Annotated in this window: 23 protein-coding genes and 1 pseudogene; 16 read left to right on the top strand and 8 right to left on the bottom strand. The window is 70.2% G+C overall.

Annotation, left to right across the window (positions count from 1 at the left end):
* The first annotated feature begins 23 nt into the window (after positions 1-23).
* The 4 genes from lipB to ACI2L1_RS22470 all read left to right on the top strand — a co-directional run bounded on the left by lipB (position 24) and on the right by ACI2L1_RS22470 (position 3124).
* Positions 24-824 carry a lipoyl(octanoyl) transferase LipB gene (gene lipB, locus ACI2L1_RS22485; RefSeq protein ID WP_404741116.1) on the top strand — a complete coding sequence of 267 codons (801 nt, stop codon included), beginning with the start codon at positions 24-26 and terminating at the stop codon, positions 822-824.
* 74 nt (positions 825-898) lie between these two features.
* Positions 899-1888 carry a lipoyl synthase gene (gene lipA / locus ACI2L1_RS22480; RefSeq protein WP_404741115.1) on the top strand — a complete coding sequence of 330 codons (990 nt, stop codon included), beginning with the start codon at positions 899-901 and terminating at the stop codon, positions 1886-1888.
* Positions 1889-2143: 255 nt separating this feature from the next.
* Entirely contained in the window at positions 2144-2356 is a 213-nt protein-coding gene (locus ACI2L1_RS22475; protein ID WP_404741114.1) for a hypothetical protein, read from the top strand.
* A 66-nt stretch (positions 2357-2422) separates the two neighbouring features.
* The gene (locus tag ACI2L1_RS22470; protein ID WP_404741113.1) at positions 2423-3124 is read left to right on the top strand and encodes a DUF4191 domain-containing protein; all 702 of its coding nucleotides are present in this window, start codon (positions 2423-2425) and stop codon (positions 3122-3124) included.
* Positions 3125-3195: 71 nt separating this feature from the next.
* Here the strand turns inward: ACI2L1_RS22470 and ACI2L1_RS22465 are convergent, their stop codons facing one another.
* Both ACI2L1_RS22465 and ACI2L1_RS22460 read right to left on the bottom strand, forming a co-directional pair.
* Positions 3196-4446: a lipase family protein gene (locus ACI2L1_RS22465; protein ID WP_404741112.1), complete on the bottom strand. Its 1251-nt coding sequence runs from the start codon at positions 4444-4446 to the stop codon at positions 3196-3198.
* Between the two features lie 157 nt (positions 4447-4603).
* Positions 4604-5074 (bottom strand): RDD family protein, encoded by a 471-nt coding sequence (locus tag ACI2L1_RS22460; RefSeq protein WP_404741111.1) that lies wholly within the window; start codon positions 5072-5074, stop codon positions 4604-4606.
* A 200-nt stretch (positions 5075-5274) separates the two neighbouring features.
* On the opposite strand from ACI2L1_RS22460, the gene glnA reads away from it, so the two are divergent.
* From glnA to ACI2L1_RS22430, 6 genes are all read left to right on the top strand, one after another.
* Complete coding sequence (gene glnA, locus ACI2L1_RS22455) at positions 5275-6684, top strand: type I glutamate--ammonia ligase (RefSeq protein ID WP_306982546.1); 1410 nt, start codon at positions 5275-5277, stop codon at positions 6682-6684.
* Between the two features lie 111 nt (positions 6685-6795).
* Positions 6796-7047 (top strand): hypothetical protein, encoded by a 252-nt coding sequence (locus ACI2L1_RS22450; protein ID WP_404741110.1) that lies wholly within the window; start codon positions 6796-6798, stop codon positions 7045-7047.
* A gap of 88 nt (positions 7048-7135) precedes the next feature.
* Positions 7136-8065, top strand: a complete 930-nt coding sequence (locus ACI2L1_RS22445; RefSeq protein WP_404741109.1) for a hypothetical protein — start codon at positions 7136-7138, stop codon at positions 8063-8065.
* The gene (locus tag ACI2L1_RS22440; protein WP_404741108.1) at positions 8062-8577 is read left to right on the top strand and encodes a hypothetical protein; all 516 of its coding nucleotides are present in this window, start codon (positions 8062-8064) and stop codon (positions 8575-8577) included. The genes ACI2L1_RS22445 and ACI2L1_RS22440 overlap by 4 nt, the downstream gene beginning before the upstream one ends.
* Positions 8578-8674: 97 nt before the next feature.
* On the top strand, positions 8675-9601 hold the full coding sequence (htpX, locus tag ACI2L1_RS22435; RefSeq protein WP_404741107.1) for a zinc metalloprotease HtpX: 927 nt from the start codon (positions 8675-8677) through the stop codon (positions 9599-9601).
* Positions 9602-9603: 2 nt separating this feature from the next.
* Positions 9604-10188 (top strand): hypothetical protein, encoded by a 585-nt coding sequence (locus tag ACI2L1_RS22430; RefSeq protein WP_404741106.1) that lies wholly within the window; start codon positions 9604-9606, stop codon positions 10186-10188.
* A gap of 4 nt (positions 10189-10192) precedes the next feature.
* On the opposite strand, the gene ACI2L1_RS22425 is transcribed toward ACI2L1_RS22430, so the two are convergent.
* The gene (locus ACI2L1_RS22425; protein ID WP_404741105.1) at positions 10193-10474 is read right to left on the bottom strand and encodes a hypothetical protein; all 282 of its coding nucleotides are present in this window, start codon (positions 10472-10474) and stop codon (positions 10193-10195) included.
* Between the two features lie 106 nt (positions 10475-10580).
* Between ACI2L1_RS22425 and ACI2L1_RS22420 the strand changes: the two genes are divergently transcribed.
* Complete coding sequence (locus tag ACI2L1_RS22420) at positions 10581-12206, top strand: alpha/beta fold hydrolase (RefSeq protein WP_404741104.1); 1626 nt, start codon at positions 10581-10583, stop codon at positions 12204-12206.
* A gap of 67 nt (positions 12207-12273) precedes the next feature.
* Here ACI2L1_RS22420 and ACI2L1_RS22415 read toward each other — a convergent pair whose 3' ends face one another.
* Complete coding sequence (locus tag ACI2L1_RS22415; RefSeq protein ID WP_404741103.1) at positions 12274-13629, bottom strand: DUF2252 domain-containing protein; 1356 nt, start codon at positions 13627-13629, stop codon at positions 12274-12276.
* Between the two features lie 222 nt (positions 13630-13851).
* Between ACI2L1_RS22415 and ACI2L1_RS22410 the strand changes: the two genes are divergently transcribed.
* Positions 13852-15045 (top strand): winged helix DNA-binding domain-containing protein, encoded by a 1194-nt coding sequence (locus tag ACI2L1_RS22410; protein ID WP_404741102.1) that lies wholly within the window; start codon positions 13852-13854, stop codon positions 15043-15045.
* 49 nt (positions 15046-15094) lie between these two features.
* Here ACI2L1_RS22410 and ACI2L1_RS22405 read toward each other — a convergent pair whose 3' ends face one another.
* Positions 15095-15409: a hypothetical protein gene (locus tag ACI2L1_RS22405; protein ID WP_404741101.1), complete on the bottom strand. Its 315-nt coding sequence runs from the start codon at positions 15407-15409 to the stop codon at positions 15095-15097.
* Between the two features lie 163 nt (positions 15410-15572).
* On the opposite strand from ACI2L1_RS22405, the gene ACI2L1_RS22400 reads away from it, so the two are divergent.
* A complete protein-coding gene (locus ACI2L1_RS22400) occupies positions 15573-15935 on the top strand; it encodes an arsenate reductase family protein (RefSeq protein WP_404741100.1) in 363 nt (120 codons plus the stop codon).
* Positions 15936-16042: 107 nt separating this feature from the next.
* Entirely contained in the window at positions 16043-16708 is a 666-nt protein-coding gene (locus tag ACI2L1_RS22395) for a hypothetical protein (protein ID WP_404741099.1), read from the top strand.
* A 303-nt stretch (positions 16709-17011) separates the two neighbouring features.
* Here ACI2L1_RS22395 and ACI2L1_RS22390 read toward each other — a convergent pair whose 3' ends face one another.
* The 3 genes from ACI2L1_RS22390 to glnII form a co-directional block, all read right to left on the bottom strand.
* Entirely contained in the window at positions 17012-17575 is a 564-nt protein-coding gene (locus ACI2L1_RS22390) for a winged helix-turn-helix domain-containing protein (protein WP_404741098.1), read from the bottom strand.
* 81 nt (positions 17576-17656) lie between these two features.
* Positions 17657-17779: a hypothetical protein gene (locus ACI2L1_RS22385; RefSeq protein WP_106981153.1), complete on the bottom strand. Its 123-nt coding sequence runs from the start codon at positions 17777-17779 to the stop codon at positions 17657-17659.
* 153 nt (positions 17780-17932) lie between these two features.
* Complete coding sequence (gene glnII / locus ACI2L1_RS22380; RefSeq protein ID WP_404741097.1) at positions 17933-18961, bottom strand: glutamine synthetase; 1029 nt, start codon at positions 18959-18961, stop codon at positions 17933-17935.
* Positions 18962-19143: 182 nt separating this feature from the next.
* Here glnII and ACI2L1_RS22375 point away from each other — a divergent pair.
* Both ACI2L1_RS22375 and ACI2L1_RS22370 read left to right on the top strand, forming a co-directional pair.
* Positions 19144-19314 (top strand): annotated as a pseudogene (locus ACI2L1_RS22375) (sensor histidine kinase); the annotation flags it as partial.
* Positions 19305-19958, top strand: coding sequence for a LuxR C-terminal-related transcriptional regulator (locus tag ACI2L1_RS22370; RefSeq protein ID WP_404741096.1), 654 nt, complete (start codon positions 19305-19307; stop codon positions 19956-19958). The pseudogene ACI2L1_RS22375 and the gene ACI2L1_RS22370, both read left to right, overlap by 10 nt.
* The last annotated feature ends 138 nt before the right edge of the window (positions 19959-20096 follow it).

Below are 20096 nucleotides of genomic sequence, written 5' to 3'. Positions count from 1 at the left end.
GACCTTCTAGGGAGGCGCTTGCCGTGAGTGGGTTGCGGTTCGTCCGCATGGGGTTCGGTGCGGACGCGGTCGAGTACCAGGTGGCGTGGGACGAGCAGCGCCGGGTGCACGCGGCGCGGTTCGAGGACGAGATCCCCGACACGGTCCTGCTGCTCGAACACCCCCCTGTGTACACGGCGGGCCGGCGCACCGCGGACAGCGAGCGCCCCCTCGACGGCACCCCGGTCGTCGACGTCGACCGCGGCGGCAAGATCACCTGGCACGGCCCGGGCCAGCTGGTGGGCTACCCGATCCAGAAGCTCCCGCGTCCGGTGGACGTGGTGGCGCACGTACGGCGCCTGGAGGAGGCCCTGATCCGCACCTGCGCGGAGTTCGGCGTGGAGACCACCCGGGTCGAGGGCCGCAGCGGGGTGTGGGTCCTCGGTGACCCCGTCGAGCGGCGTCCGGCGATCGGCGGACTCTCCCTGGACTTCGACCCCCGGCTCACGGACGAGGAGTTCGACCCCCGTATGAACGGCCCGGAGTACGCCCCGTCCAACGCGGGCCAGCGGCGCGAGGACCGCAAGATCGCGGCGATCGGCATCCGTGTCGCCAAGGGTGTGACGATGCACGGCTTCGCGCTGAACGTGAACCCGGACAACAAGTGGTTCGACCGGATCATCCCCTGCGGCATCCGCGACGCCGGTGTCGCCTCCCTGGCGGGCGAGCTCGGCCGGGACGTGACCATCGCCGAGGTGCTGCCCGTTGTGGAGCGGCACCTGAAAGTCGTACTGGAGAACGCGGACCTGAAGCCGAGGGTGATCGAGAAGACACCGGCGGCCTGAACACCCCCGCAGGCTTTCAAATCAACGGGCGTACCCTTGAGCACGCCGAAGAATCAATCGCTAGGGAGCCGGTCGTGTCCGCAGTCGCCCCCGACGGACGCAAGATGCTGCGCCTGGAGGTCCGTAACGCCCAGACCCCCATCGAGCGCAAGCCCGAGTGGATCAAGACACGGGCGAAAATGGGTCCCGAGTACACCGCGATGCAGAAGCTCGTGAAGAGCGAGGGTCTGCACACGGTCTGCCAGGAAGCCGGCTGCCCCAACATCTACGAATGCTGGGAGGACCGCGAGGCGACCTTCCTCATCGGTGGCGACCAGTGCACCCGGCGTTGCGACTTCTGCCAGATCGACACCGGCAAGCCCGAGGCGCTGGACCGTGACGAGCCGCGCCGCGTCGGTGAGTCCGTGGTCACCATGGACCTGAACTACGCCACCATCACCGGCGTCGCCCGCGACGACCTGGAGGACGGCGGCGCCTGGCTGTACGCCGAGACGGTCCGGCAGATCCACGAGCAGACGTCTTCTCGTGAGGCCGGCCGCACCAAGGTCGAGCTGCTGGCCCCCGACTTCAACGCCGTGCCGGAGCTGCTCCAGCAGGTCTTCGAGTCGCGCCCCGAGGTCTTCGCGCACAACGTCGAGACGGTCCCGCGGATCTTCAAGCGGATCCGCCCCGGCTTCCGTTACGAGCGCTCCCTGAAGGTCATCACCGAGGCCCGCGACTTCGGCCTGGTCACCAAGTCCAACCTGATCCTCGGCATGGGCGAGACGCGCGAGGAGGTGAGCGAGGCGCTCCGGCAGCTGCACGACGCCGGCTGCGAGCTGGTCACCATCACGCAGTACCTGCGTCCGAGCGTCCGCCACCACCCCGTGGAGCGCTGGGTCAAGCCGCACGAGTTCGTGGAGCTGAAGGAGGAGGCCGATCAGATCGGCTTCTCCGGTGTGATGTCGGGCCCCCTCGTCCGGTCCTCCTACCGGGCCGGCCGGCTCTACCAGATGGCCGTGGAGCTGCGTCAATCAGCTGCTCCGCAGCGGGGCGGCGCGTACGTGGCTTCCCAGGCGGTCTGATGGCACGGAGTGCCACCTTGCTCGTGTGAACCTGCGCACAAGCAACTACCGCTCGGTAGTGGCCAATTGACGCGGTCCCGGACGTCCCCGCAGATAGGGGGCCTGTCGGGGCCGCGTCGGTGTTTTCGGGCCGACCGCCCAGGCTTCATGGGCGTTTGACCGGTCGGTCACGCCCTGGTAACACCATTCAGTGACCCTGGCTGTACAGCCCGTGCACCACTCACCAGAGCCGCCGCTCCCGAGGGGACCTCCATCATGCAGGCCGCGCCCGTTCGCGCCACCGCGATCCCGTCGTTCACCGATGCACTCCGTGCCGTCGAGTCCGTGCTCATGAGCAGCGGTCAGCGGACCGCCCGCCGCAACGCCTGGACGTCCGTCCTGGAGGACCGCCGCCGCGCCAAGGACAGGGTCGAGGCGCAGCGTGTCCTGGAGCAGACGTCCGCCGGGACGTTCAGCGCCCGCTCCTGAGCCCTCCCTCTTCGACGGCGGACACTGCCGTCGTCGGCGCCTCCGGGGCCACGTAGACTTCGGGGCATGGCGAGAAGTGACAGTGCGGCCGATGCCGCTAACCCCGGGCGACTGAAGCAGATCGCCCTGACGTACAAGATGACCCGCAAGGCCGACAAGAAGATCGGCCTGGTGCTCGCGGGTGTCTTCATCCTCATCCTCGGTGTCTTTCTCGCGATCGGTTTCCTGATCGGTCACCCGGTCTACCTCGGCATCCTGGGCTTCCTGCTCGCCTTCCTCGGGACGGCGATCATCTTCGGACGCCGGGCCGAGCGGGCCGCGTTCGGGCAGATGGAGGGGCAGCCGGGCGCCGCGGCGGCCGTGCTGGACAACATCGGCCGTGGCTGGACGACGACCCCCGCGGTGGCGATGAACCGCAGCCAGGACGTGGTGCACCGGGCCGTCGGCAAGGCCGGGATCGTGCTGGTCGCGGAGGGCAATCCGAACCGGGTCAAGAGCCTGCTGGCCGCCGAGAAGCGGAAGATGAACCGCATCGTCGCGGACGTGCCGGTGCACGACATCCTCGTCGGCACGGGCGAGGGCCAGGTCGAGCTCAAGAAGGTCCGCACCACGATGCTCAAGCTGCCGCGCGTCCTGACCGGCCCTCAGGTGACCGCCACCAACGACCGGCTGCGCGCGATGGGCGACCTGATGAGCAACATGCCGCTGCCGAAGGGCCCGATGCCCAAGGGCATGAAGCTGCCGAAGGGCGGCGGCAAGGCCCGCTGATTTCTCCCGTACGACGATGAGGGCGCCCGGAGGGATCCGGGCGCCCTCATCGTCGTAAAAGACGTGGGGCATCAGCAGTCGCCCTGAGCCGCCCGGCCCGCGAACCGGTCGCCGAGCCAGGAGACGACGTCGCCGACGGCCTGGTTGTCGGTGAGCAGATGGTCGCCGGGGTAGATCTTCCAGGCGGTCTTCACGCCCGCGGCGCAGTAGGCGGTGCGGACGGCGTCCTCGGTGGCGGTGGGGATGACCTCGTCCAGGGCGCCGCGGTACTGGAGGACGGGGAAGGTGATGCCGTAGCCGCCGAGGCCCCCGCCGAGTTTCTGGGCGTCCAGGACCTGGCCCCAGGTGCGGCCGTCGCTGCCGCGCTGCTGGTAGAGCTGGTCGAGGGTGAGGCCGGCCGTGGTGAAGTCCTTGATGCTCTTGCCCGCGAGGCCGGTGACCGTGCCGGCCAGGCAGACGGACTTGGCGGTCTGCACGGCCTCCCGGCCCAGGTCGTTCAGGAGCGAGTCGAAGGGCAGGGTCGGGTAGGCGGCCTGGATGCCGATGGCCGCGTCGGCGAGGAAGCCGGAGAAGGCGCCGCCGTCGAGCCCGGCCGCCACCTCCTTGAGATCACCGGGGATGCCGCCCGACGCGTCCCCGACGACGTTCAGCTCGGGTGCGTAGCGCGCCGCCAGCTGGGCCGCCCAGAGGCTGGCCGCGCCGCCCTCGGAGTAGCCCCACAGTCCGACCGGGGCCTGCCGGGACAGACCGCTGCCCGGCACGGCGGGGGCGGCGCGCGCGATGTCGAGCAGGGCGTGGCCGGAGTCGGTGCCGGCGACATAGCGGTGCGTCTGGCCGTCGAGATAGCCGGGACCGTCGGTCGCGGCGACCGCGTACCCGGCCTTGAGCAGGGCGGCGATGTTGTCGCCCTCGTACTCGTCCTGGTAGGCCCCGGCGAGCTGCTTGGAGAAGGCGCACTGAGGGCCGAGGCCGAGGGTGCCGGGGTGGAAGGCGACGACGGGGCGGGCACCGGGGCCGGTCCAGGGTGCCGCCGGGACGGCGAGGGTGCCGGAGACGGCGGTGGGGCGGCCCTGGTTGTCGGTGGAGCTGTAGAGCACTTTCCAGGCGGACATGGCGACGCCGCCCGGCACCTGGCTGAGCGTGACCGGGCGGCAGGCCAGCACGGTGCCCGGGGTGGACGGCACGCTGGCGGGGGGTGTGTAGACGTCCGCGTCGGCGGCGGTGCACGTGGCCTCGGTGGCCTCGGTGACGGGAGCCTGGGATACGAGGCCGCCGCTCAGCAGAGCGGCGGTGAGGGCGGTGACAAGGACGGATCTCTTCATCGGTCCGGCGCGTCCCTTCGCAACGGGGGAGGTTGCTTGGGTGCTCGACGCTAGGAGCCGGAACGACTGACTTATAGTCAGCCGCCGCGCATGTTCGACGCGGCGGCTGTCAGGACCCGACAAAGCTGTCAGGACCCGACAAAGGCGCGGGACCTCGTCAGATGCGTACTTCCGCGGTCTTCGCCAGCCGGTCATGCAGTCCCCGGCCGTCGCGGTCCCAGATCAGGGCCGGGAGGGCGAGACAGAGCAGGACCGTGCGCAGCAGAGCGCGCACCGGGTTCACGCGGCCGGTGTCGAGGGCGATCACACGCAGGCCGAAGAGGCGCTTGCCGGGGGTGAAGCCGATGGTGCCGACCGTGAGGACGCCCATCACGAAGAAGACCAGCAGCGACCAGTTCGAGGTCGACGGATCGCCGTAGCTCTGAGTGATCAACTGGGATGCAATCAGGACGCTCATCGCCCAGTCCACGGCGAGTGCGCCGAGCCGTCGGCCGGGGCGGGCGATCGCCCCGGGCCCCTCCTCCGGCAGGCCGAGCTGCTGTCCGCGGTATCCGAAGTCGACACCGGCATCCTCGGCGGCCGCGCGGGGGCCGGAGAGCCACGATCCGATTGCATCCCTCTTGTCCACGCGTCCACGGTACTGCCACCGTTTCGGGATACGGACAGGTGGGGCGGGGCCGACGATGTCCGGTTAACTTGTGCGAAACAAATGGGTCACGCCCGAGAAACCACCCGTCCCTAGGGTCGTGGACAGCGTGTGCCACCGCACTGGCCGCACGAACGAACTACCACCCCGGCACGGAACGGGCCGGGAGTAGGAGGAGCTGGATGTTCCAGAACGCCGACGAGGCCAAGAAGTTCATCGCGGACGAGGACGTCAAGTTCGTCGACGTCCGCTTCTGCGACCTGCCGGGCGTCATGCAGCACTTCACGCTGCCCGTCGAGGCGTTCGACCCGGACGAGGAGCTCGCGTTCGACGGCTCGTCGATCCGTGGCTTCCAGGCCATCCACGAGTCCGACATGGCGCTGCGCGCGGACCTGTCGACCGCCCGGGTCGACTCCTTCCGCCGCGACAAGACGCTGAACATCAACTTCTTCATCCACGACCCGATCACCGGCGAGCAGTACAGCCGTGACCCGCGGAACGTGGCGAAGAAGGCCGAGGCCTACCTCGCGTCGACGGGTATCGCCGACACCGCGTACTTCGGCCCCGAGGCGGAGTTCTACGTCTTCGACTCGGTGCGCTTCGCCACCTCGTCGAACGAGTCCTTCTACCACATCGACTCCGAGGCGGGCGCCTGGAACACCGGTGCGCTGGAGGACAACCGCGGTTACAAGGTCCGCTACAAGGGCGGCTACTTCCCGGTCCCGCCGGTCGACCACTTCGCCGACCTGCGTGCCGAGATCTCCCTGGAGCTGGCCAAGTCCGGCCTCCAGGTCGAGCGCCAGCACCACGAGGTGGGCACCGCCGGCCAGGCCGAGATCAACTACAAGTTCAACACGCTGCTCGCCGCGGCCGACGACCTCCAGCTCTTCAAGTACATCGTGAAGAACGTCGCCTGGCGCAACGGCAAGACCGCGACCTTCATGCCGAAGCCGATCTTCGGTGACAACGGCTCGGGCATGCACGTCCACCAGTCCCTGTGGACCGGCGGCCAGCCGCTCTTCTACGACGAGGCCGGCTACGCGGGCCTGTCGGACACCGCCCGCTACTACATCGGCGGCATCCTCAAGCACGCCCCGTCGCTGCTGGCCTTCACCAACCCGACGGTGAACTCGTACCACCGTCTGGTGCCGGGCTTCGAGGCGCCGATCAACCTGGTGTACTCGCAGCGCAACCGCTCCGCGGCCATGCGTATCCCGATCACGGGCTCCAACCCGAAGGCCAAGCGCGTCGAGTTCCGCGCGCCCGACTCCTCCGGCAACCCGTACCTGGCCTTCTCGGCCCTGCTGCTCGCGGGCCTCGACGGCATCAAGAACAAGATCGAGCCGGCCGAGCCGATCGACAAGGACCTCTACGAGCTGGCCCCCGAGGAGCACGCGGGCGTCGCCCAGGTCCCGACCTCCCTCCCGGCCGTCCTCGACCGCCTTGAGGCCGACCACGAGTTCCTCCTCCAGGGCGACGTCTTCACGCCGGACCTGATCGAGACGTGGATCGACTTCAAGCGGACGAACGAGATCGCCCCGCTGCAGCTGCGCCCGCACCCGCACGAGTTCGAGCTGTACTTCGACGTGTGATCGACGCGTGAGCCGTACGGCGGCGCCCCCGTTCCTGATTCTCAGGGGCGGGGGCGCCGTCGTAATCTCCTCTTGTACGGCTGTTCGAGAAGGCTGACGGGGGTTGCGGGGATGTCCGAGCAGGACGAGAGCGAGCGGGAGTTCGACATCAAGTGGGCCGACGGGGCCGAGCTCAAGGAGCCCTCCGCCCGGGCCCGGATGCTCGCCGCCCGCTGGAAGGAGAACCCGCCTCGGCCGCAGCCGTTCCGCGCCGACCCGGAGCCGAGGGCGCCACGCCGCTCGTCGTGGCGGTCGACGGCGATGGTTTTCGGGACCGTGGCGGTGCTCATCCTGCTGCTGGGATACGCCGGCTTCCGTCCGTGACCCGCGGGCTGAGCAGGTAAATCGCGCGACCCGGTGGGATACGGCGGCCTAGGATCGCCGGACACATCGAGGCAGGCCGGGGGCGGACGTGCGCAGCAGTATCTGGAACGGGACACAGGCAGCGATACGCCTCGCCGAAGGGGCCGTCCTGCGGGAGGCCATGTTCGGTGCGGCCGACCCGGCTGTCTGGATCGCCCTGGACGAAGCGGTACGGCAGAGCGTCCGGTCCCCGGCCGACGGCACCTGGCTGCCGGCCTGGCAGCGGACCGAACACGGACGCACCCTGGCCGATGACCTCCGGCGTGGCGAACCGCTCTCCGACGCGCGGCTCGCGCTCGCCCTGTGCCACCGCGACGGGCGGATCCGCAAGCGGGCGCTGGGGGAGGTCGCGGGGCGGCCGGAGTTGTTGCCGCTGGTGGTGGTGCGGTGCGCGGACTGGGCCGAACCGGTGCGGGACCGGGCGCGACTGCGGTGGGCGGAGGCGGTCACCGTGGAGACCGCAGCCACGCTGGCCCCGCTCGTCCTGCGGATCGGCGTCCGGCACCGGGGGGACTTCGCCGTCGGCCTGGTCGACAAGGCGCTGCGCTCGGCGGATCGCGAGGCACTCCTTCCGCTTCTCACCCACGCCGACCGCACCGTACGCCGCTTCGCCCACCGGATCGCCGTCGAGGAAGGGGTCCTCTCTCCGGCCGAGCTGGCCCGCAGCGCTGCCCGGGACGACGACACGGTCGTCCAGGGCCTCTGTGCGGAGGCCGCCCTGGCCACCGTGGCGGAGGACGCCGCGGACGACGACGTACTCGAACCGCTGCTCACCGCGCGGAACCCGCGGGTGCGGTCGGCCGGGGTGACCGCGCTGCGGCGGGCCGGGCGCGGGGAGCGGTCGGGTTTCTCGGCGACCGGGCCGGGGTGGTGCGGGCCTGTGCGCGGTATGTCGTACGGCAGTCCGGGGGCGATCCCGTGGCGTGGTACCGCCGTCGGTGTGCCGATCCCGGCTCCGAGCTGTCGGCGGGGGTGGTGAGCGGACTCGCGGAGTGCGGGGACCGGAGTGACGCCGAGGCTCTGTGGGCGTTGACCTCGCATCCGGATCCGCTGGTCAGGGCGCGGGCCGTGGGCGGACTGCGGGCGCTGGACGTGCTGGACGTACGGCGGCTGCGGGCGCTGCTCGACGATCCCGCGCCCGGCGTGGTCCGGGAGGCGACCCTGGCGCTGGTGCCGTCCGCGCGGATGCTGGACGACGGGTGGCTGCTGGAGCGGCTGGCGGTGGAGCGGGCCCGCCAGACGCGGGTCTCCGCGTTCCGGCTGCTCACCGCGCACGGCGGGCTCGTACGGCTGCGGGCCGCGGTCGCGCTGGTCGACGATCCGGACGACAGGCTGCGGCACTGGGCCCGGCAGTCCGTGCAGCGCTGGCACCCGACGGCGGATGTGCCGCCCGGGGCGGCCGAGGTGGGTGAGCTGCTGGGACGGGTGCGGCATCTGTTCAGTGACTATGTGCTGAAGAGGCGTATGTGGGAGGCCGGCCTCAAGGCCTGAACCTTTGCCGGCCCCAGGGCTGATCGCGACCGCTTCATGGGTCGGGCCGGGTGCACACTGGACGGTGGGGCGAGTGCCTGACTGCGGGGTGATGCAGATGCGGAGTCGTTTCCGGAGCGACCGGCGGCTGACCGTGCGGATGACGGTCACCATGTTCCTGCTCGGGCTCCTGTACGTGGCGTTCTTCGCCGCGTTGATCGTGTTGTTGAAGTCCTGGCTTCTGGTCGTGGGACTGATCGCCGTGATGTTCGTGGCGCAGTTCTGGTTCTCCGACAAGATCGCGATGTTCGCGATGCGCGGGCGGGTCGTGGAGCGCGAGGAGTATCCCGAACTGCATGCCGTGGTCGACCGGTTGTGTGCCATCGCGGACATGCCCAAGCCCGTGGTCGCGGTGTCCACGATGGATATGCCGAACGCGTTCGCCACCGGACGCAATCCGAACAACGCCGTGGTGTGTGTGACGACCGGGCTGCTCAGGCGGCTGGACCCCGCCGAGCTGGAGGGTGTTCTCGCGCACGAGCTGTCGCATGTGGCGCACAAGGATGTCGCCGTGATCACCATCGCCTCGTTCCTGGGCGTGATCGCGGGGCTGATCGTGCGTTTCGCCTTCTACAGCCAGCTGTTCGGCGGCGGGCGCCGGGACCAGAACACCGCCGTGATCTTCGCCGCCGTGATGGGCGTGTCGGCGGCCGTGTACGCGCTCAGCTTCCTGCTGATCAGAGCCCTGTCCCGGTACCGGGAGCTGGCGGCGGACCGGGCCGCGGCCCATCTCACCGGCCGGCCCTCGGCGCTCGCCTCCGCGCTCACCAAGGTCTCCGGGGAGCTGGCCCGCATCCCCACCAAGGACCTGCGTACCGCCCAGGCCTTCAACGCCTTCTACTTCACCCCGGCCACCGGCAAGGAACCCGGCATCGAGCGGTACTTCTCGACCCACCCGTCCCTGGAACAGCGGCTGGAGCAACTGGGGCGGATCTCCGCGGAGTTGGGGGAGGCGGCGACGCCCGGGAAAGGTGAGGCGGGCTGAGTATGGGGCTGCTGGACATCCTGCTCGGGCGCACCAAGCCCGTCGCGCCCGATCTCGACCAGCTCTTCGCGCTGCCGTCGGCGGCCGTGACGCTGGAGGCGGCCGCCTCGTTCACCCCGACCGGACGCGGGGCGGTGTGCTTCGCCACGGTCGAGGGGGCGGCCTTCGAGCAGACGCACCGGGAGGTCCAGGCCCTGCTCACCGCGGACGCCGACCGGGACGGCCCGCCGGTGGAGCTGCGGCGGGACGGCTTCGGCTACTCCTGGCTGGTCTCCGAGCGCACCCCGGACCAGCTGTCGCAGCTGGTCAACGACCTGCACGCGGTGAACAGTTCGATGGAGGCCAACGGTTTCGGGCCGCAACTGCTGTGCTCGCTCGCCGGGTTCCAGGACGACCAGGGCCGGTCCCTCGCGCTGGTCTACCTCTACAAGCGCGGTTCCTTCTACCCGTTCGCGCCCCTGCCCGGTGAGGAGCAGCGCCGTGACAACCCGCTGGAACTGCGGGTGAAGGCCGCGCTCACGGACGATCTGCGGATCGAACCGGATCTGAACCGGTGGTTCCCGGTGTGGGGTGCGCCGGGTCTGTGAGCTCCTACTGTTTCCCCTCGTGTGCCTGCCGACGGGACTCCAGAGGACGCTCACGGCGGTAACGCCGGTCCCACTTGGCCTGCTTGTCCCGGCGGTCGCGGTACGCCCGGTAGTTGCCGGCTCCCGAAGAACCCCCGGACGACCCGCCCGACGAGGACGCCGAAGCGCCGCCCCGGCCGTACTGCATGTACACAAAGAGCAGGGCGACGGCGACGAGCCACCAGGTGTGGTTTCCGAAGCCCAGGACGACCAGGACGACGGTCCCGGAAATGACGATGGTGCCCATGACGGGCCTCCGTGTGCGTGGGTGTGGTGTAGAAGAGTAGCCCCGGAGGGGCGGGGTGACGCCTGCCCTGCGCAAAGCTCTTTCCCCGCACTCTGGAGTCGACGGCATGCCCGAGCCCTTCACGCACGAACACGACGGTGAGCGCCTCAGCGGCGTGTACGGCGGCGGCCCGGCCGGGGCCCCGATCGCCGTGCTGCTGCACGGAGCCGGGAACAGCGGCAAGGAGCGATTCCTGCCGCTGCTCGACGAGTTCGTGGCGCACGGCTGCCACGCGCTCGCCTTCGACTTCTCCGGGCACGGCGAAAGCTCCGGTGAACTCGCCGAGTTGAGCCTGCGCGGACGGTTCGAGCAGGCGGTCTCGGTGATCGACGCGCACGCTCCGGCGGACGGGTCGCTGGTGCTGGTCGGTTTCAGCATGAGCGGGCAGACCGTGGCGGACCTCGCCCTTCACTACGGCGAGCGGATCGCGGCCCTCGGGCTGTGTGCGCCCGCCGTGTACGCGGCCGAGGCCTGGGACATGCAGTTCGGGCGTGGCGACGGGGAGTTCAGCGGGATCATCCGGCAGCCGGCCAGCTGGCGGCGGTCTCCGGCCCTTGAGGTGCTGCGGGCGTACGAGGGTCGGGCGGTGCTCGCGGTGCCGGGTACGGACGCGGTGATCCCGCCGGAGGTGACCGAGGCCGTGCAGGAGGCGCTGGCCTTCCGGTCCCAGTTCACGCGGTTCGAACTGCCGGAGGCCGACCACCAGTTGGGGGCCTGGCTGCGCGATCACGGGGAATCCCGACGATCGTTGGTCATCGCGCTGCTGACCGGGCTCGGCGACCGGGGCTGGACGGCGACCCGGGGCTGGGTGGCCAAGCAGCTGCCCGAGGGCCGTTCGGTCGTCGACACCGGTTTCCTGTCCGGGGGTTGGAGCTCCCAGATGCGTCGGCTCACCCTCGACGACGGCTCCGAGCTGGTCCTGCGGTCGTTCGTGAAGCCCTTCTTCCGGCACCACGCGCCCGGGCTGCTGAACCGCGAGGCGTCCGTACTCGGTCTGCTCACCGCCGATGACGGCATTCCGGCCCCCGAACCGGTCGCCCTCGACGCCACGGCCGAACACTGCGACCATCCCTCTCTGTTGATGTCCCGGCTGCCCGGGCGGGTACGGGTCGACGAGGAGGACCTGGAACGGCGCCTGGACCTGCTGGCGGCCCAACTCGTACGCATCCACCGGGTCGTTCCCGAGGAACGGCCGCGGACCTACCAGGCGTGGACGGGTCCGGAGCGGGTGCGGGGAGTCCAAGGGGAGCTGTGGGAGCGTGCCGTGGACGTGATCCGCCAGGACCCGCCGTCGTACGAGGGGTGCTTCCTGCACCGGGACTTCCACCCCGGCAACGTGCTGTTCACCGGGGCGGGCGAGGGGCTGCGGATCAGCGGGGTGGTCGACTGGGTGGAGACCTCGTGGGGGCCGGCCGACCTCGACGTCGCCCACTGTTCGACGGCCCTCGCCCTGCTGCACGGCCCCGAACACGGCCTGGGCTTCCGGGAGCGGTACGAGGCACACGGCGGCCGCCGGCTCGCGGACGGACCGGACCACCTGTACTGGCGGCTCCTCGACGCCCTCGCCTACTGCCCCGACGCGGCGAAGTTGGCCGGACCGTGGCGCGAACTCGGAAGGACCGAGCTGACACCGGGGGTACTGGCCGGGCGGCTGGAGGCCTATGTGCGGGGGCTGGTGGAGCGGTACGGGTGACGTGGGCGCTGCTGGACGCCTACGTCACCGGAGCCTGGGCGCGCCCTCCAACTCCCCCTGCACCCTCCTACTCCCCCGGCGCCGCCCTGACGACCCCCGCCGCGATGGCCGCCGACAGAGTCGCGTGGTCGGTCGTGGTCTGGGTCGTGTACGTGAGGGCGAAGTCGGCCACGGCCTGGTCGAAGGTGTCGGCAGTGCCCAGATACGCGGCGATGGCGATACGGTCGCCGCCGCGGGCGTGGGCACGGGCCAGGGTGGTGCCACAGAGGCGGGCGTAAACCCTGAGGTCGGCCGGGGGCATGCCGACGACGTCCGCGGAGCCTTTCATGTCGCGCAGTTGGCGCCAGTAGAAGGCGCGTCCCTGCGGCCCGCTCATCCAGCCCAGGAAGATGTCGCTCGCGGACTGGAGGAGGCGCTGGCCCGCCACCACACGGCGGCCGGGATGGACGTAAGGACCATGCGGCAGGTGTTCCTCCAGTACGGACGTCCGCGCCTCCTTGATCTGCAGGAACAGCGGGTCGTCGGCGTCCCTCCCGGCCAGCAGCACGATGAAGCAGCGCATGCCGACACTGCCGACGCCGACTACCTTGCGGGCCGCGTCGACGAAGCGGTAGCGGTCCAGGAGCAGCCGGCGTTCCTCGGAGAGCGTGGAGCGGTAGTCGCTGAAGATCTTGCGCAGGCTGGCCATGTCCGGGGCGCCGGCGGGTTCGAGGAGCGGCGGGTCGTGGATGATGCGGCGGCGGCCGTCCACGACCTCCGTCAGCTTGCCGAGGGCCTGGAGGCTGGTGCGGCGGCGGGCCCGGGTGAGGCTGGACTCGACGCGCCTGTGGTGACGGGCGGAGCGCACGAGGGGCAGCAGGCTGTCGGCGTGGACGCTCTCGTACCAGACCTCCAGCTCGCCCATGCGGGCCAGGCGGCGCATCGCGGTGCGGTACTCGGTGACCGCCTCCCGGGCCGCCCGATGGGCCTTGGCCTCGCTGTGGCCGTTCTCCCGGGCGGCCACGGCGATGCTCGCGGCGAGCCGTTTGACGTCCCACTCGAAGGGGCCGGGGAAGGTCTCGTCGAAGTCGTTGAGGTCGAAGAGAAGGGTGCGTTCCGGGGAGGCGTACAGGCCGAAGTTGAGCAGGTGGGCGTCGCCGCAGAGCTGCACGGTGAGGCCGGTGTGCGGCTGGGCGGCGAGATCGGCGGCCATCACGGCGGCCGCACCGCGCAGGAAGGCGAGGGGGGAGGCCGACATCCTGCCGTAGCGGATCGGCAGCAGCTCCGGGAGACGGTCGCGGCCCTGGCGTTCCAGTACGGCGACGGGGTCGGGGCGGTCGACGGAGGGGATCCAGGTGGCGTGGGCGGAGCGGGGGGCTCGTTTGCGGGCCGTGCGACCGCGGTCGGCTCGGGCGGCGGGGGTACCGGGGGTGTTCTGTGTCATGACCCGCCTCCTGGTCCCCGGTGTGTCCGTCACCTCCTGATCGCAGTGAAGGGCCGCGGTAAGGGGTGCGCATGCCGGGTACGGCGATCGGGTGACTTGCGCTTCGCTGAAGGGGGTGCCTGGTCTGGTCGTCGGGCGGCTGCGGGCAAGTGGGGGCTGGTCGCGCCGTTCCCCGCGCCCCTTCAGGGCGCGTTGTCAGTGCCGTGGGCCAGGATGGGACCCATGAGTGACGGGGTGCGGTACATCGGGGTGGGTGAGCGGCGGGGGCGGCTGGCCCTGCGGCAGCAGTTGGCCGGGACGGCTCGTGCGGGGAGTCCCGAGGAGGTGGCCGGGGCGCTCGTCGCGTTGCACGGGTCGGATCCGGCGACCGTGTATCTGGCGGTCGGTGCGCGGCTCTCGGACTCCTCGGGGACTGTCGCCGAGACGGAGCGGGCGCTGTACGAGGACCGGACCCTGGTGCGGATGCACGGCATGCGGCACACGGTGTTCGCGTTTCCCACCGAGCTCACCGCCGTCGTGCACGCTTCGACCGGCATCACCGTCGCCGCCCGCGAACGGGCCAAGCTCCTCAAGGACATGGCGACGGCCGGTGCCCCGGACGCGACCTGGCTGAAGGAGGTCGAGGAGTCGACGCTGGCCGCGCTCGGCCGACGGGGGCAGGCGACGGCGTCCGAACTCGCCAAGGACGAGCCGCGGCTGCGGGAGCGGTTCGTGTACGCGGCCGGGAAGGGCTACGAGGGCGTCCACAGTGTCTCGACCCGGCTGTTGAAGGTGCTCGGTGTGGAGGGCAAGGTGGTCCGCGGCCGCCCGCTCGGCTCCTGGACCTCCTCGCAGTTCCGCTGGGCGGTGGCACCGCCGCATCCCGAACTCGACGTGGCCGAGGCGCAGGCCGAGTTGCTGCGGCGCTGGCTCACCGCCTGCGGTCCCGCAACCGAGGCCGATCTGAAGTGGTGGACGGGCTGGAAGGTGACCGACGTCCGCCGCGCGCTCACGACGATCCGCGCGGTACCGGTGTCCGTCGACGAGGGGCTCGCCTACGTCGTCGACGGCGACGTGGGCCCGGTCGCGGGCCCCGCCGAGCCATGGGCCGCCCTGCTGCCCGCACTGGATCCGACGGCGATGGGCTGGCAGCAGCGGGACTGGTATCTGGCGCCGGCACTGCGGCCCGCGATGTTCGACGGCAGCGGCAACGTGGGGCCGACGGTGTGGTGGAACGGGCGGGTGGTGGGCGGCTGGGGCCAGCGGCCCGACGGGGAGATCGTCTGGCGGCTGCTGGACACGGAGGGGATGGGGCGCGAGGAGAAGGCTGCCATCGAGGCGGAGGCGGCCAGGTTGCACGGGTGGCTCGGGCCGACCCGGGTCACCCCTCGCTTCCGGAACCCGCTGGAGAAGGAGTTGGCCGGCTCCGAGGGCTGACCGGAACGCCGGGCGCCCCCATGACCGAGAGGGCACCCGGCGCCCGGGCTCACCGCGAGTAGCGCATCAGCGCCCGCACCATATGGCACGTGGTGTCCGACGGCGGATGGACGCCGATCATCTCCGCCGTGTCCCGGATCGTCTCGTTGCGGGCCTGGTTCGGCACGAAGACGCCCGAGTCGAGCAGGGCTATCGCGAGCCGCATCGCCTTGAGGCGGCGGTTGTGGGTGACGTACCAATCGCGGGGACGGCCCGGCGGCAACGGGCGCTTCTCCACAGGGGCGTACGGAAGGTCGAGCAGCACGGGGTGCTTCGCGGTGGACTGGGTCGGCAACGGCTTCTGCTTCAGTGCGGCAGCGGGCACAGGCATCCTCCTGTCGCGGTAAGGGCGGGGCCGGGGTCCCGGCGACGCCCTCGAACACTGGTTTTATTCTACCGCCCGCCACTGACAAAAGCCCCTGGCCACAAGGGCTTTCGGGGGTGCTGTGACGCAGGTGGAGGACGGGTTTTCGCGTACCGTGGGTGGCATGGAGATCTGGATCAACCCGGCCTGTTCGAAGTGCCGCAGCGCGGTCAGTGTGCTCGATGCGGAGGGTGCCGAGTACACCGTCCGCCGCTATCTGGAGGACGTTCCGAGCGAGGACGAGATCCGTGCGGTGCTCGACCGGCTCGGCCTCGAACCGTGGGACATCACCCGGACCCAGGAGGCCGTCGCCAAGGAGCTCGGCCTCAAGGAGTGGGCGCGGGACCACAGTTCGCGTGACCGGTGGATCACGGCACTCGCCGAACACCCCAAGCTGATCCAGCGGCCCATCATCACGGCGGACGACGGTTCGGCCGTGGTCGCCCGCACCGACGACGCCGTACGGGACGCCCTCTCCAGGAAGTAGTCGAGTGTGACGCAGGTTACGTTACTTGACTCCTGTAACCACTGAGCAGCCACGTTCGGCATCCCGTACATAGCGGCGTACGCTCCCCTACCTCTCAGGAGACGCGGATGTCGCGCAGGAGAACTCTCGGTACGAAGAAGAAGATCGCGCTGCTGGTGAGCGCGGCGGCGGTGGCGGGCGGTGGGGCCTTCCTGATGGCCAGCACCTCGAACGCCGCACAGGGTCCGCAGACGGCCGCGGAGTCGACGGTCTGCCAGGGACTCGCCACCGCACTCGGCAACAACCAGCGGTTCATCGAGGGCCAACAGACCAGTCCCGACGCACAGTCGGCGGCCCGGATCGCCAACCGGGAAGCGGTGATCGCGCAGATCAAGGTGCAGCAGAAGGCGTCCAATTGTGTGGTCGGGGAGTCGGCTCAGGGCTCCCAGGCCGCACAGCAGCAGCCTTCGCAGACCGCCTCCGCGTCGGCGCCCGCTGCTCAGGCCCCCGCTGCACAGGCCCCCTCCGCCGGGAACGCCGCCTCAGGACAGCAGGTGTGCAACGGCTCGACCGTCACCTTGTCCGGCGAGGCCGGCGCGCCCGCCGCGTCCAGCAACCAGTTCCCGGCCGGTACGAAACTGAAGGTCACCAACCTGGACAACAACAAGTCCACGACGGTGGAGGTCACTTCGGTCTCCGGCAGCTGTGCCCTGCTGAACAACGCGGCCTTCGAACAGGTACGGGAGCCCGGCAAGTTCCTGATCCGCCGGGCCGTGATCGAGAAGGTGGGGTGAGGCTGTTCGCGTCCTTCGCATAGGAACTCGCCGAGGTCGGCGGACCTGTTCGGGAGGCGCGGGCCGTCACCTCGTATGTGTGTGTCACAGGTCCTGCTGCTCGCGGCCACGAGCGGCAGGACCGGCGTTTTCAGGGTGCGGAGTGCGTCCGGTGCGGGAGGCGGGCCCGCGAGGTTTCCTCTGCACGGCGCCCGCCCACCGGATCCGTACCGAGCCGCTGGTGCCACCCAGCAGAAGAAGTCTGCCGGTGACTGTGCCCGCCGGTGCCGCGCGAGGGAACCCGGATCCGCCCGCGGCAGAGGATCAGCCGGCGGTCGGCGGGGTGTACTTGTAGCCGACCCGCCGCACGGTCTGGATCGCGCCCCGGAAGTCCGCGCCCAGCTTGCGGCGCAGCCGGGCGATGTGGACGTCGACGGTACGGCCGTCGCCCACGTGGCCGTAGCCCCAGACCGTGGTGACCAACTGGTCGCGGGTGTGCACCCGGTGCGGGTGCTGGACGAGATGGGCGAGCAGCTCGAACTCCAGGTAGGTGAGGTCGAGTTCCTCGCCGTTCAGCTCTGCGGTGCGCTGCACGGTGTCGATGCGGACAAGGGGCGCCTCGGTGTCGGCCTCCCCCGGCTCCGGCGGTTCCGCCAGGAAGAGGTGCTGCTGGTCGGCCGGGACGAGCACCAGGTAGCCGATCATCGGCGGTCGGCCCGGCAGGGTGGGCAGGGTGTGCTGCGGAGCGGGCAGCCAGGTGGCCCCCGGCGGCAGGAACTCCGCCACGTCGATCACCTCGTTCCGGTCGACGGCACGCAGGTGCTGCCGTGAACCGGCCGGGGCGGGGGTGTTGAGCGTGGCGGTGGAGAGAGAACGTGTGGTCGCCATGAGAGGTCAGCTCTTTCGCGCGAGAAGGTCGTCGGAGACGTACGTCGACTGCGCGCTGGCCGAAGGCCGGGGTGTACGGCTTTAGAGGGCCGGCGCGTTCATCGCGCGGCAACACACCCGGTCGAAGTCGTGGTGCTGACGGGAGGGCCAGAAGGGCTCAAGGTCATGGCGACCCGTCGCGGTGTACTTCTGGAAGCTGGCCATGAGCTCATTGAAGCAGACACCGGCCCGCAACAGGAGCCTCCTCTCACTGCTTGGACGCCTCCTTGGCATGAAAATGACATGGCCCGCCTCCGGAGGGGACGCCGAGGGGCGTCCACCGAAACCGGTGGACGCCCCTCGGAGAAGCAGCCGGGATCAGACCTGGCCGGCCTTCTCCAGCGCGGAGCAGCAGGTGTCGACGATCAGGCGCGTCACCAGGTACGGGTCGACGTTGGCGTTCGGACGGCGGTCCTCGATGTAGCCCTTGCCGTCCTTCTCGACCTGCCACGGGATACGGACCGAGGCGCCACGGTTGGAGACACCGTAGGAGTACTCGTTCCACGGGGCGGTCTCGTGCAGACCGGTCAGACGGTCGTCGATGCCGGCGCCGTAGTGCTTGACGTGGTCGAGCGGCTTGGAGCCCTCACCGAGCGACTCGCACGCGGTGATGATCGCGTCGTAGCCCTCGCGCATCGCCTTGGTGGAGAAGTTGGTGTGCGCACCGGCGCCGTTCCAGTCGCCCTTGACCGGCTTCGGGTCCAGGGTCGCGGCGACACCGAAGTCCTCGGCGGTGCGGTAGAGCAGCCAGCGGGCCACCCACAGGTGGTCGGAGACCTCCAGCGGGGAGACCGGGCCGACCTGGAACTCCCACTGGCCGGGCATGACCTCGGCGTTGATGCCGGAGATCGCGAGACCGGCCTTGAGGCAGTTCTCCAGGTGGGCCTCGACGATGTCACGGCCGAAGATCTCGTCCGCGCCGACACCGCAGTAGTAGCCGCCCTGCGGGGCCGGGAAGCCGCCCTTGGGGAAGCCGAGGGGGTAGCCGTCCTTGAAGAACGTGTACTCCTGCTCGATGCCGAAGATCGGCTCCTGGGCGGCGAACTTCTCGGCGACCTCGGTCAGCGCGGCACGGGTGTTGGACTCGTGCGGCGTCATGTCGATGTTGAGGACCTCGCACAGGACGAGGATGTCGTCGCCGCCGCGGATCGGATCCGGGCAGGAGAAGACCGGCTTGAGGACACGGTCCGAGGAGTGGCCCTCAGCCTGGTTCGTGGAGGACCCGTCGAAGCCCCAGATGCCCAGCTCGGCGCCCTTGGCGTCGTCCGCGAGGATCTTGGTCTTGGAACGGAGCTTCGCCGTCGGCTGGGTGCCGTCGATCCAGATGTACTCAGCCTTGAAGGTCACGGGCCACTTCCTTCGGGGTGTGTCTAGGCGCACTTGCGGGTGCTGCGGCGCTGCGGCACTGAAACGCCGCTTCTCGATGCCCGCGAGCCTGTCAACAGGCCATTTCCCGGTCATTGCTCGAATGTGAACCCCGTGTTACCTGGTGGTGCTGTGGCGCGATTCACTGTGTGAGCGCGGCGGGGGGGTGCATGCGCATCACCGTCACCGACAACGGCCGGGGCGGCGCGGTGATCGCGGCCGGTTCGGGACTGGCCGGAGCGGGGCGGCGGCTGGGTACATTCGACGGCGTCCTGACCGTCCGCTCACCCGTGGGCGGTCCCACCATGGTCACCATGGAGATCCCTTGCGCGTAGTCCTGGCCGAAGACCTCTTCCTGCTGCGCGACGGCCTGGTCCGGCTCCTCGAAGCACACGACTTCGAGATCGCCGCGGCCGTCGAGAGCGGCCCCGAGCTGGCCCGCGCGCTGGCCGAGCTGGAACCGGACGTCGCCGTGGTCGACGTGCGCCTGCCGCCGACCCACACCGACGAGGGGCTGCAGTGCGCGCTGAACGCCCGGCGTGACAGACCCGGCCTGCCGGTGCTGGTGCTCTCCCAGCACGTGGAACAGCTGTACGCGCGCGAGTTGCTGGCCGACGGGAGCGGCGGGGTGGGCTATCTGCTCAAGGACCGGGTGTTCGACGCGGAGCAGTTCGTGGACGCCGTACGACGGGTCGCGGCGGGCGGTACGGCGATGGACCCGCAGGTGATCCAGCAGCTGCTGACCAGGCGGGCGGCCGACGACCAGCCGCTCGCCCGCCTCACGCCCCGGGAGCGGGAGGTACTGGAACTGATGGCGCAGGGGCGGACGAACGCGGCGATCGCCGGCAAGCTCGTCGTCACGGAACGGGCGATCGCCAAACACACCGCCAACATCTTCGCCAAACTGGAGCTTGAGGTGTCGGACGACGACAATCGCCGCGTTCTGGCGGTGCTCGCATTTCTCGACCGCGGCCGGTGAGCGGCCCCTCATTTTCTGTAACTCCTGCTGTTCAAGGGCCTGTTGATGGACCGCGGCCCGGCAAACCTCTGATTTGTTTGTGGGGCGACTGAACACCCGTGGGACCACATCCGTAAGGGAGGGAGCCGCTTCACTCCT

This window comes from Streptomyces sp. NPDC019531, from assembly GCF_044903305.1.
Classification (GTDB): Bacteria; Actinomycetota; Actinomycetes; order Streptomycetales; family Streptomycetaceae; genus Streptomyces.
Note: the sequence above shows the minus strand (reverse complement) of the source record. Positions and strands in the feature narration are given on the sequence as shown.

What these genes read in the sequence shown, in the direction of transcription:
- ACI2L1_RS22475 (WP_404741114.1), top strand. Translation starts at nt 2,144, where the DNA reads ATGCAGGCCGCGCCCGTTCGCGCCACCGCGATCCCGTCGTTCACCGAT.
- ACI2L1_RS22430 (WP_404741106.1), top strand. Translation starts at nt 9,604, where the DNA reads ATGGGGCTGCTGGACATCCTGCTCGGGCGCACCAAGCCCGTCGCGCCC.
- ACI2L1_RS22385 (WP_106981153.1), bottom strand. Translation starts at nt 17,779, where the DNA reads ATGGCCAGCTTCCAGAAGTACACCGCGACGGGTCGCCATGACCTTGAG.
- ACI2L1_RS22425 (WP_404741105.1), bottom strand. Translation starts at nt 10,474, where the DNA reads ATGGGCACCATCGTCATTTCCGGGACCGTCGTCCTGGTCGTCCTGGGC.
- ACI2L1_RS22465 (WP_404741112.1), bottom strand. Translation starts at nt 4,446, where the DNA reads ATGAAGAGATCCGTCCTTGTCACCGCCCTCACCGCCGCTCTGCTGAGC.
- ACI2L1_RS22400 (WP_404741100.1), top strand. Translation starts at nt 15,573, where the DNA reads ATGGAGATCTGGATCAACCCGGCCTGTTCGAAGTGCCGCAGCGCGGTC.
- ACI2L1_RS22395 (WP_404741099.1), top strand. Translation starts at nt 16,043, where the DNA reads ATGTCGCGCAGGAGAACTCTCGGTACGAAGAAGAAGATCGCGCTGCTG.
- glnA (WP_306982546.1), top strand. Translation starts at nt 5,275, where the DNA reads ATGTTCCAGAACGCCGACGAGGCCAAGAAGTTCATCGCGGACGAGGAC.
- htpX (WP_404741107.1), top strand. Translation starts at nt 8,675, where the DNA reads ATGCGGAGTCGTTTCCGGAGCGACCGGCGGCTGACCGTGCGGATGACG.
- ACI2L1_RS22470 (WP_404741113.1), top strand. Translation starts at nt 2,423, where the DNA reads ATGGCGAGAAGTGACAGTGCGGCCGATGCCGCTAACCCCGGGCGACTG.
- ACI2L1_RS22410 (WP_404741102.1), top strand. Translation starts at nt 13,852, where the DNA reads ATGAGTGACGGGGTGCGGTACATCGGGGTGGGTGAGCGGCGGGGGCGG.
- ACI2L1_RS22415 (WP_404741103.1), bottom strand. Translation starts at nt 13,629, where the DNA reads ATGACACAGAACACCCCCGGTACCCCCGCCGCCCGAGCCGACCGCGGT.
- ACI2L1_RS22390 (WP_404741098.1), bottom strand. Translation starts at nt 17,575, where the DNA reads ATGGCGACCACACGTTCTCTCTCCACCGCCACGCTCAACACCCCCGCC.
- ACI2L1_RS22450 (WP_404741110.1), top strand. Translation starts at nt 6,796, where the DNA reads ATGTCCGAGCAGGACGAGAGCGAGCGGGAGTTCGACATCAAGTGGGCC.
- ACI2L1_RS22420 (WP_404741104.1), top strand. Translation starts at nt 10,581, where the DNA reads ATGCCCGAGCCCTTCACGCACGAACACGACGGTGAGCGCCTCAGCGGC.